The sequence below is a fragment of the Chamaesiphon sp. OTE_20_metabat_361 genome (assembly GCF_031364565.1).
The window spans coordinates 1-9,156 of sequence record NZ_JANLWO010000449.1 but is presented as its reverse complement, the minus strand read 5'-3'; the positions used below and the strand labels follow the sequence as shown (position 1 = coordinate 9,156).

The window sequence follows — 9,156 nt, the reverse complement described above, 5'->3', positions numbered from 1 at the left end:
CGGTTACTGGGCGCGGACGGCTCCACCAGATACCTATCAAGCTCAAGCAATGGCACAGCTAGCCATCAAGAGAGGATTTAAAACAGTCGCCACGATCGCGATTAATAACGACTATGGTGTCGGCTTTGAGAAAGAATTTGTCACCGCCTTCAAAAAACTCGGCGGTACCGTCACTAATGAAGCTAATCCGACCCGTTACGATGCTAAAGGTACCACCTTCTCATCGGAAGTCAAAGCCGCCTTTACTGGCAAACCCCAAGCCATCGCCGCACTGGTATACCCCGATACTGGGTCGATCCTACTCAAAGATGCCTACGAACAGGGGTTGAGCAAAGGGGTGACGATTATGCTCCCCGATGGTGCCTACTCGCCCAAATTCCCCGATCAGGTCGGTAAAGATAAAGATAACAAATTTATCCTCGCAGGGGCGATCGGTACGGTTCCTGGGGCACATGGCAAGGCATTAGAGGACTTTAATAAAAAGTGGACGGCGACCGGAAAACCCCTCACTGCGTACCTCCAACACTCTTGGGATGCCGCTGCCCTAATTATGCTCGCGGCTCAATCAGCCAAAACCAATACTGGTGAAGGCATCGCTAGTAAAATTCGCGAAGTAGCTGGCGGTACTGGCAAAGAAGTGTCCGATCTTTGTGAAGCCATCACTCTGCTCAAAGCTGGCACAAAAATCAACTACCAAGGTGCCAGCGGTAATGTCGATCTCGACGTTCAAGGCGATGTCGTCGGTACTTATGATATCTGGCAAGTCCAACCCGATGGTACGCTCAAAACGATCGACATAGTAAATATCCAAACCGCTGCTGGAGCTGGCGCAGCACCTAAAGCTGAGAATAAACCTAGCGACAAACCCGCCCAAAAGCCCAAAGTCGAAGGTAAACCCGCCGCCACATCCACGCCAGCAGTCCCCGGCAAGCAAGGATAAACTCGCAGCTTGGATCGAACAAAGTTACTAGTATTGAGAGGGTAGAGGGTAGGGGCAATTCATGAATTGCCTCTACTCTCGATCGTCCTAACAGCCTAAAGCCCAAAACCTAATCGATATTCGCCGTAATTTCACGAGTAATAAAAAAGACTCCGAATGCCCCCACAGATTGAGTACTGCGAGATCCTCTTTGGCGATATTCGATCGTCAATTTGCCTGCGGTAAAACAATGAGATTATTCGCGATTTCTAACTGAATTCGATTTTTTGAAATAACATCTCGCCAGTTTTCATATTCTACTGGCTGACAGTATCGATCGAGCTGCGGATTATATATACCTTCAATCCCGGTCATTACTTGCATCACATTAGTTGCCGCAGCCTTCACACCATCATCTGTCGATCGAGCGCCACCATAAAAATCATTACCAGGCCAAGAAACATGGTCCCACGCAACCATACTAAATAATTTTAAATTGGTAAAATTATCACCAGTTTCTGCATATTGTTGAGGTGTGCATAACTGGGGTTTGTTCGCATTTCCTCTTAGCAAAGGTCGAATTAATAAACTAATCCCACCGATCTCGATCCGCTCATTTTCGCATTCGCTATATGGATCGTAATAGACAGCTTTGATGTTTGTAAAATCTCGACCGTGAGTTTGCAAGAATCTTACCAGCATATTTCTAAGTTCTGTACCTAATTGACCCCTAAATACACCAGCAAATTGTCCGCAACCCATACCTGGAATTGTGAACAGTGCCATCTTATCCTCTTGCTGAGCGAGAGCGTTGACATAAGTAAATACGGGCAAAAATCGCCGCTCGTAGAGTCGGTAATATCCCTCAGAATCGATCGCGCCATCGGCAGTAACTTCCTCCCAATCTACAGGCGTTATCCGATTACCGTTTCGCAGCAGTGCGCCTGGAGTAAAAATCAGCGTCGCAGGAAATGGAATTTCATGGATGTTGGGCTGGCGATGTCTGCCATTATCATAGACAGTGACGGGTGTCACGATACTCAGATCGCCTAAGATGGCAAGTTCATCTTGATTCCAATCAATTCCATTACCATAAATCTCTGATTCGGCAAAAATTTGGGGACGTTTTGTTCGCATCAATAGTTCGATAAACTCGGGAATAGTGACGCGATTGAGATCGATGTTTTTTAAGCGATGATGCAAGTATTCACCAGCTCTATTACCAGCTTTAAGTCGAGCGAGATACGCGATCGCGTTCTGATATGTTTGGAGATTAATTAAGGTTTGATAATTTTTCATATAAGTAGGTAGGTGCAATTATTTATAAAGTAGACTATACCTGAAACCTAGTTGGTGGGCAGTGCCCACCCTACGCAATAACTTCCGCCTGGAGGTTTCCTCCAGGTTGTGTGCGTCAAGACAAGCAGGGGGATTTGGATTTTGAAACGAAGTCCAGCCGACTAGTAAATACCCATTCGCCCGATCGGGACGAGGGACGATAAAATAAGATGTAACTCTGACTGGTTTTTTAGTTGCTTATCGACGATCGCCATCCGTTTACAACTAGTTCGGGAATTTCTTTTTTTAGATAGATGATTAGTTATCTCAAAGGCATCGCCATTCAGATCCAGACTCCGACTAATACTCGGTCTATTTTAGTACTGGAAGTCAACCAAGTGGGGTATGAATTACAGGTACCGCAGCGAATGGCACTTGAAGTGGCAATCGGTACCGAAATTCAGGTATTTACACATCAGCAGGTGCGCGAAGATGCGATCTCTCTCTACGGCTTTAGTTCGACAGCCGAACGGGATTTATTTCGCCAGCTAATTAGTGTCAGTGGGGTTGGTGCTAGTCTGGCGATCGCGTTATTGGACAAACTAGGACTCGCCGATACGGTGTCGGCGATCGTCACTAGCAATATCCAACGCCTCTCGACAGCGCCAGGAGTGGGTAAAAAGACTGCCGAACGTTTAGCACTCGAACTTCGTAGTAAACTAGGACAATGGCGAGTCGCCTCTGGATTGAGCGAATCATTACCCCTGACTAGTCTCAATTCAACTATGCAGGCTGAAGTTGAAATGACATTGTTAGCTTTAGGCTATACAAATGATGAAATTCATCAGGCATTACAAGCCATTAGTCAAGATAGTTTGATGGTCAAAAGTCCCAACATTGAAGATTGGCTGCGCCTAGCGATTTCTAGCCTCCAATAAGTCGATCGGTTATGGATAATCGCCGCTGGTATGGTATTCTAATGTGTGGCTTTCATCATTTTATCGTGATGTCAAGAGCATCCCAGCATTACAACTCAAATTACAACACAGTCCTCAATATTATAATTTAAGATTATATTACATGTCCTCATCACCCCAGACCGAAGATTTTGATGATGCTGAGTTAGTCACACTCACCGATGAATTTGGGCGTCAACTCCCTTGTTATATCGAACGCGAACTCGAACTCGATGGCAAGACTTATTTGCTATTATTGCCAGAAAATGCACCAATTGAAATTTTTGCTTGGGATGAAGATGACGATGTTACCGAACTAGTTTCTGTAGAAGAAGAAGCCGAAATCGAGCGAATTTTTGCAGATGCTCATGCCGTACTTTCCGAGCAAAATCTCGCGCTCAAACGGACGGCATTTACCCTCAGCGCAGTTGGTGAATTACCGCCGCTCGATCCGACTGAAGTAGTGACGATCGAACTAGATGAGGATGACGACCAATTAGAGCCAGAAGAGTTTCAAATTTTGGCAAGGTTTTATAACGAAGAACAAGAGTATGCCATTTGCACCCCTGTAGATCCGCTGCTGTTTTTTGGTAAAGCTGATGCCAATGGTCTAATTTCGCTCCTCTCCGAGGAAGAAGCCGAACAACTCCAACCCATGCTTGAGGATATGTTATTGGATGAAATCTAGCTCTGGAGGATTACCCTTGAAACAAGCTAAAAATACTCCGAGGTGGTTGTCGATCGCAACACCGCTCGCACTCCTGACTCTGCTAGCTGGTGGCGGCGGGATGCTGTGGTGGCATAACGTCACGGCACCACCGACAACCGACCCCAATGCCAAGAGTATCTCGATTCAGATCGAGTCAGGGATGACAGTCCAAGAGATCGGTCAAGAACTCGAAGCTAAAGGAGCGATCGAGTCCCAACTAGCTTGGAAACTCTGGACATCCTGGCAAGCTAGGCAGGGCAAAGGTTCGCCCCAAAAAGGCAGCTATGAAATCTCGCCCAATCAACCGCTTTCAGCAGTCGCCGCCCAAGTTATGGAAGGCAAAGTCGTCCTGTCGGGATTCACGATCCGTGAGGGGTGGAACATCAAGCAGATGGGCGAATACTTTGAAAAGCAAAATTTATTCAAAGCCGCCGACTTTGTGGCTGCAACTAAAGAAATCCCGAAAGATAAGTTTCCCTGGCTACCCGATGGATTGCCGCATCTCGAAGGATTTCTGTTTCCTGAGACTTACAAAGTTTCCACCGAGATGATTACGCCCAAAGGTGTTGTCACCCAAATGCTCAGACAGTTCGAGCAAATCGCACTCCCAGAATACCAAAAAGCGGCTGGAACCACCAAACTCAGCCTATTGGAGTGGGTGAGCTTATCTAGCATCGTCGAAAAAGAAGCCGTAGTCGCGATCGAACGCCCGAGAATTGCTGGCGTATTTACGACGAGATTGGCGAAAAATATGCGCCTCGAATCCGATCCTACCGTCGAGTACGGTCTGGGAATCAAGCAAACAGCCGATCGACCCCTCACTTTCGCCGAAGTCAAACGACCCAATCCCTATAATACTTACATGAATCCGGGCATCCCACCCGGCCCGATCGCGAGTCCGGGGATTGGCAGTCTCAAAGCCGTACTCAATCCAGACAGTACAGATTTATTGTTTTTCGTAGCTAAATATGACGGTACGCACGTCTTCAGCAAAACTCTGTCAGAACACGTCGCCGCAACTAACGCAATCCGTCAGCAGCGTCAATCGGGGCAAAAGTAAGTAATTATTACCGCTCGACATCATCGGAGCATACTTCGGAGGCGATTGTGTCTGCGAAGTATTTTTATACCAATCTTTAACTGAATAAAGACGGATCCAGATAATCACTCCAGACAAACTTTACCCTTTACCCTTTACCCTTTACCCCTTACCCTTTACCCTTTACCCCTTACCCTTTACCCAATCACATGGCATTATTCCCCCTCCTCCAACCAGACTTAGTATTAGGCAGCTCGGTTTTGAACTTGACACCAGCGCTACTCGCTCAGTATAAAATCAAAGGCTTAGTACTAGATGTCGATGATACGATCGTCCCGATCGGGATTGGCATCGCTCTCCCTGAAACGATCCTGTGGATTCAACAGATAAAGGAAGTAGTACCAGTGTGGCTGGTAACTAATAACCCCAACCAAGTAAGAATCGGCGCGATCGCCGATAGCTTATTGCTACCTTACTTCTTGAGTGCTGGCAAACCCTCCCGGCGAAAACTCCGTCAAGCGATCGCGGCGATGAAGATGGAACCCGCTCATGTGGCGATGGTTGGCGATCGCGTCTTTACCGATGTCCTCGCGGGAAACCGGATGGGCATGTTTACGATCTTGATCGAGCCGATTATCGGTGCTGATTCGTCTGTCGGTTTTAACCTGATTCGGAACGTCGAGTTTGCGATCGCTAGACGATTAGGTGTCTCTTTTGCCACAAAAGAATAAATCTTTATACTCCCTTACAAATCCTCATTATGTCGAAATATAAATAAATAATTAAGAAATTCAAGATGCTCGAAAAGATCTGGCATCATAGTTTTATTGGAAATGGAGTCAGCCAAAATAAAGACTCTAAACATAATATAAAACTTAAAACATTTCAGAGCGTTAGCTGCCACAAATAGGCAGGTAGCGCTCTGAAACTTTTTAGATAGGTATTTTTACTCATTAATAGATTTTCTCAGTCCATCGCCGAAAGCCTCGATCCCTAACATGTATACTCCGATCCCCGCTATGTCTCAGACCCTAGTTATAAAAGTTGGTACATCAAGTCTGACCCGTAGCGATGGCAGATTGGCATTAGCAACGATCGCCGCCTTGATTGAGGCAATTGTGGACTTGCGTGCCCAGGGTTATCAAATTGTTTTGGTATCTTCCGGTGCGGTTGGAGTTGGGGCAGCGCGGTTAGGGATGACCGAACGCCCGAAAACGATCGCCCTCAAGCAAGCCGCCGCCGCCGTCGGACAAGGGATTATCATGCGGGTGTATGACGACTTATTTCGCGAGCATCAGCAGCCTGTCGCCCAAATCTTACTTACGCGGGGCGATCTCGATCGCCGTAGCAGTTATATCAATGCCTACAATACTTTCCAAGAGCTATTTCGCTTAGGCGTGATGCCGATCGTCAATGAAAATGATACCGTCGCCGTAGACGAACTAAAATTTGGCGATAACGATACCCTCTCCGCCCGCGTCGCCAGCCTGATCGATGCCGACTGGTTATTTTTACTGACCGACGTGGACAGATTATACTCCGCCGACCCCCGTAAATTTCCCGATGCCCAGCCGATCGTCCAGATCGATCGATTAGAGGATTTGACGGCTCTCCAAGTCCAAATCGGTACAAAGGGTTCGGAATGGGGTACGGGGGGCATGGCGACCAAAATAGCCGCCGCTGAGATTGCAACTGGGGCAGGTGTCAAAACAGCAATTACGCATGGGCAATTTCCACAGTACATCGAGCGGATCTTGCACGGCGAACCTTTAGGGACGCAATTTACCCCGCAACTCCGCGCCGATAGCGCCAGAAAACGCTGGATCGCCCACGGCTTGATCGCTGTGGGTAAAATTTATCTCGATGATGGCGCGGTACGAGCGATCGTCGCCAGTGGCAAATCATTGTTACCAGCAGGGATTAGCAAAATTGAAGGGGAGTTTGAAGCCACCGATGCAGTGCAATTGTGCGATGCTACGGGCAAAGAAATCGGGCGGGGAATTGTCAACTATAGTCGGATCGAACTCGATCGGATTCAGGGACATCAATCGACTGATATCATCGAGCTACTCGGCTACTTAGGCGAAGAAACCGTCGTCCATCGGGATAATTTGGTATTGAGCTAGGGTAGAGGGTAGAGGGTAGAGGAGGAACATCGATCGACTTTTTTACGCCCATTAGCTTAAATTGCGATCGTACTAGCTATGAAACTTTTATTGTCACTCTGCTTTACCCTTGCCCTGACATGCATAATTGTCCATCCTCATGTAGCGATCGCGGGTGTCAAAGATACAGTAAGATCGCAGCCACAACAACCGATTTTAGGCATCGCAGATCGCCGCATCGTTCCTGGTAAAAGAGTCGGCGCGATCGTCAAGACTACTACTCACTCAGACTTAATGAAATTATTCGGCGCAAAAAGGTTGAGCGAGAGTAAATTCTATGGTGTAGAAGGAGAGCTAGAGCTACCAATACCAACTACTACAATTAAGTTTGGTAACAATAGAGAGTTGCAAGTCATCTGGAAAAATAGTAAACGCGATCGAGTATTTATGACCATCGTTCGCGACCCCGATTGGCAAACCAAAAGTGGTATTCGGGTTGGGATGACTTTCCCGCAATTACGCAAGATTGCGGGTAAATTTCAAGTGAGTGGTTTGGGTTGGGACTACGGTAATTCTGTCAGTTTTCCCGCACTGAAAACCAATCCTTTTCTCGGTATGGGTATCAAAGTAAATGCTGATGACAAAGCGAGCGAGCAATTTCCCGAAGAGTACAGCGCTGTTGCTGGCGACAGGCTATTAGCTGACAACGATCCGCGCTGGCAAAAATTGAATATGCGCGTGAGCGCACTGGAAATTATTTATCAATAATCGGAATATTTCTGAACTATGATTTAGAGTGATTAAATGATGGACTATAATTAATATAAGGAGCTAATCATAGTCCATTAAAAATCATTCTAATCACAATTAAGAAAACCAATCTATCAATAGTCAAAATATGTTTAAATTATGATTTTTTTAGGTTAAATGATAAGCTATGATTTGCATGAGTAACTAATCATAGTACATCAAAAAATCATTCTAATCATAGTTCAGAAAACTATACTATAGGCCCAAAGACAAGCAATTATGTGAGTTGATTTTAAAATATTAAAATTGCTGTTTAAAAATTTAAACTTTGGCTGGAAAACAATCGGTGATATTCAAAGCTAGAAACCGATCGAGTGGTAAATACATCCAGTATACAGACATCTGCCGATCGCGACTCATGTGTTGAAAGCCCAAAGCCGAAGCCTGATATTCATAGCTGGGGTGAATAATCATTGTATACAGATCGCACAAATTTGGAAAATCTGCCTGCATTTTAGTTAAAGTTTGTTGCGTATCTTCTAAAAACAGGACGCGATACCGATCGAGATATTCGCGATCGATCGCCCAACTGCGAATATACACTGAGACGCAATCAACATCGCCAGCTTGCGCCATGACAAATGGATCGGTATCGCCGATCGCACTTAAATGTAGGCTCTTACTGGGGGCGACAAAAAAATTTGGTACCGAAGCCGCAACAGTTGGATACATGATATAAAAACCGATCGGATTGAGATTGTCCTGCCGACGTAATACGCGCATTCCGCGATCGTATTGACGCGCCCATTGGCGGAGAATATTCACAATTCGATGCGGTGTCGCTTCGGTATTGTGATTCATCCAATTGTAATTAACTGCGAGTAAATTGGCGATCGGAATGGCATCGCAACGCGGATCGAATTGCTCGATCTCGATCGTTACTTCTTTGGCAATCTCTGGCTCTAAATCTGCCACACTAGCGACGATTTCAATCCGGCTGATATTGCCATCAAATTGCTTGCGAATCAAGCCCAATGCAGCTAGTTTATCCAACATCATCCCCGCCGAGCGATCGCTCCCCCGATCGCGATCGCTATAAAACAATTCCGCAGCTTCGCGATGACTGCAACTCACAGGTCGATCGAGCAAAGTCAGTGCGAGTAACGGTGGTTTAACTTGCGGATTGCCCTCCCGCTGCTCCTTTACCAATAGATAGATCCACAATCTCAAAAAACACTCCGCCCGCGCCCGAGTCAATCCTAGCCGCTCCACAAGGCGATCGAGCAACTGATGCTGTCGATCGCGATCCAGCCACAATGCCAATTCTTTCGGTTCCATAAGTCTTGTATTCTCTCCAACGGGCGGGTAGGTAGTTTCGGTCTCGATGGAATTACCCCCCC

Annotated in this window: 9 protein-coding genes; 7 read left to right on the top strand and 2 right to left on the bottom strand. The window is 46.4% G+C overall.

Annotated elements, in window-relative coordinates; translation table 11 throughout:
• On the top strand, positions 1-940 hold a 940-nt coding region (locus RMO35_RS13270; RefSeq protein WP_309741773.1), incomplete at its 5' end, for an ABC transporter substrate-binding protein.
• A gap of 207 nt (positions 941-1,147) precedes the next feature.
• Here RMO35_RS13270 and RMO35_RS13265 read toward each other — a convergent pair.
• Positions 1,148-2,218: a hypothetical protein gene (locus RMO35_RS13265; RefSeq protein ID WP_309741772.1), complete on the bottom strand. Its 1,071-nt coding sequence runs from the start codon at positions 2,216-2,218 to the stop codon at positions 1,148-1,150.
• Positions 2,219-2,511: 293 nt separating this feature from the next.
• Between RMO35_RS13265 and ruvA the strand changes: the two genes are divergently transcribed.
• The 6 genes from ruvA to RMO35_RS13235 all read left to right on the top strand — a co-directional run bounded on the left by ruvA (position 2,512) and on the right by RMO35_RS13235 (position 7,774).
• Positions 2,512-3,135 (top strand): Holliday junction branch migration protein RuvA, encoded by a 624-nt coding sequence (gene ruvA / locus RMO35_RS13260; protein WP_309741771.1) that lies wholly within the window; start codon positions 2,512-2,514, stop codon positions 3,133-3,135.
• A gap of 142 nt (positions 3,136-3,277) precedes the next feature.
• Positions 3,278-3,841, top strand: coding sequence for a DUF3727 domain-containing protein (locus tag RMO35_RS13255; protein ID WP_309741769.1), 564 nt, complete (start codon positions 3,278-3,280; stop codon positions 3,839-3,841).
• 16 nt (positions 3,842-3,857) lie between these two features.
• Positions 3,858-4,922 carry an endolytic transglycosylase MltG gene (gene mltG, locus RMO35_RS13250; protein ID WP_309741768.1) on the top strand — a complete coding sequence of 355 codons (1,065 nt, stop codon included), beginning with the start codon at positions 3,858-3,860 and terminating at the stop codon, positions 4,920-4,922.
• A 188-nt stretch (positions 4,923-5,110) separates the two neighbouring features.
• Positions 5,111-5,632, top strand: a complete 522-nt coding sequence (locus RMO35_RS13245; protein ID WP_309741767.1) for a YqeG family HAD IIIA-type phosphatase — start codon at positions 5,111-5,113, stop codon at positions 5,630-5,632.
• Between the two features lie 288 nt (positions 5,633-5,920).
• On the top strand, positions 5,921-7,027 hold the full coding sequence (gene proB, locus RMO35_RS13240) for a glutamate 5-kinase (protein WP_309741766.1): 1,107 nt from the start codon (positions 5,921-5,923) through the stop codon (positions 7,025-7,027).
• 78 nt (positions 7,028-7,105) lie between these two features.
• On the top strand, positions 7,106-7,774 hold the full coding sequence (locus tag RMO35_RS13235; protein WP_309741765.1) for a hypothetical protein: 669 nt from the start codon (positions 7,106-7,108) through the stop codon (positions 7,772-7,774).
• A gap of 303 nt (positions 7,775-8,077) precedes the next feature.
• Here RMO35_RS13235 and RMO35_RS13230 read toward each other — a convergent pair whose 3' ends face one another.
• Positions 8,078-9,094: a hypothetical protein gene (locus RMO35_RS13230; RefSeq protein WP_309741763.1), complete on the bottom strand. Its 1,017-nt coding sequence runs from the start codon at positions 9,092-9,094 to the stop codon at positions 8,078-8,080.
• Between the last annotated feature and the right edge of the window lie 62 nt (positions 9,095-9,156).

What these genes read in the sequence shown, in the direction of transcription:
- RMO35_RS13255 (WP_309741769.1), top strand. Translation starts at nt 3,278, where the DNA reads ATGTCCTCATCACCCCAGACCGAAGATTTTGATGATGCTGAGTTAGTC.
- RMO35_RS13230 (WP_309741763.1), bottom strand. Translation starts at nt 9,094, where the DNA reads ATGGAACCGAAAGAATTGGCATTGTGGCTGGATCGCGATCGACAGCAT.
- RMO35_RS13265 (WP_309741772.1), bottom strand. Translation starts at nt 2,218, where the DNA reads ATGAAAAATTATCAAACCTTAATTAATCTCCAAACATATCAGAACGCG.
- proB (WP_309741766.1), top strand. Translation starts at nt 5,921, where the DNA reads ATGTCTCAGACCCTAGTTATAAAAGTTGGTACATCAAGTCTGACCCGT.
- RMO35_RS13235 (WP_309741765.1), top strand. Translation starts at nt 7,106, where the DNA reads ATGAAACTTTTATTGTCACTCTGCTTTACCCTTGCCCTGACATGCATA.
- RMO35_RS13245 (WP_309741767.1), top strand. Translation starts at nt 5,111, where the DNA reads ATGGCATTATTCCCCCTCCTCCAACCAGACTTAGTATTAGGCAGCTCG.
- ruvA (WP_309741771.1), top strand. Translation starts at nt 2,512, where the DNA reads ATGATTAGTTATCTCAAAGGCATCGCCATTCAGATCCAGACTCCGACT.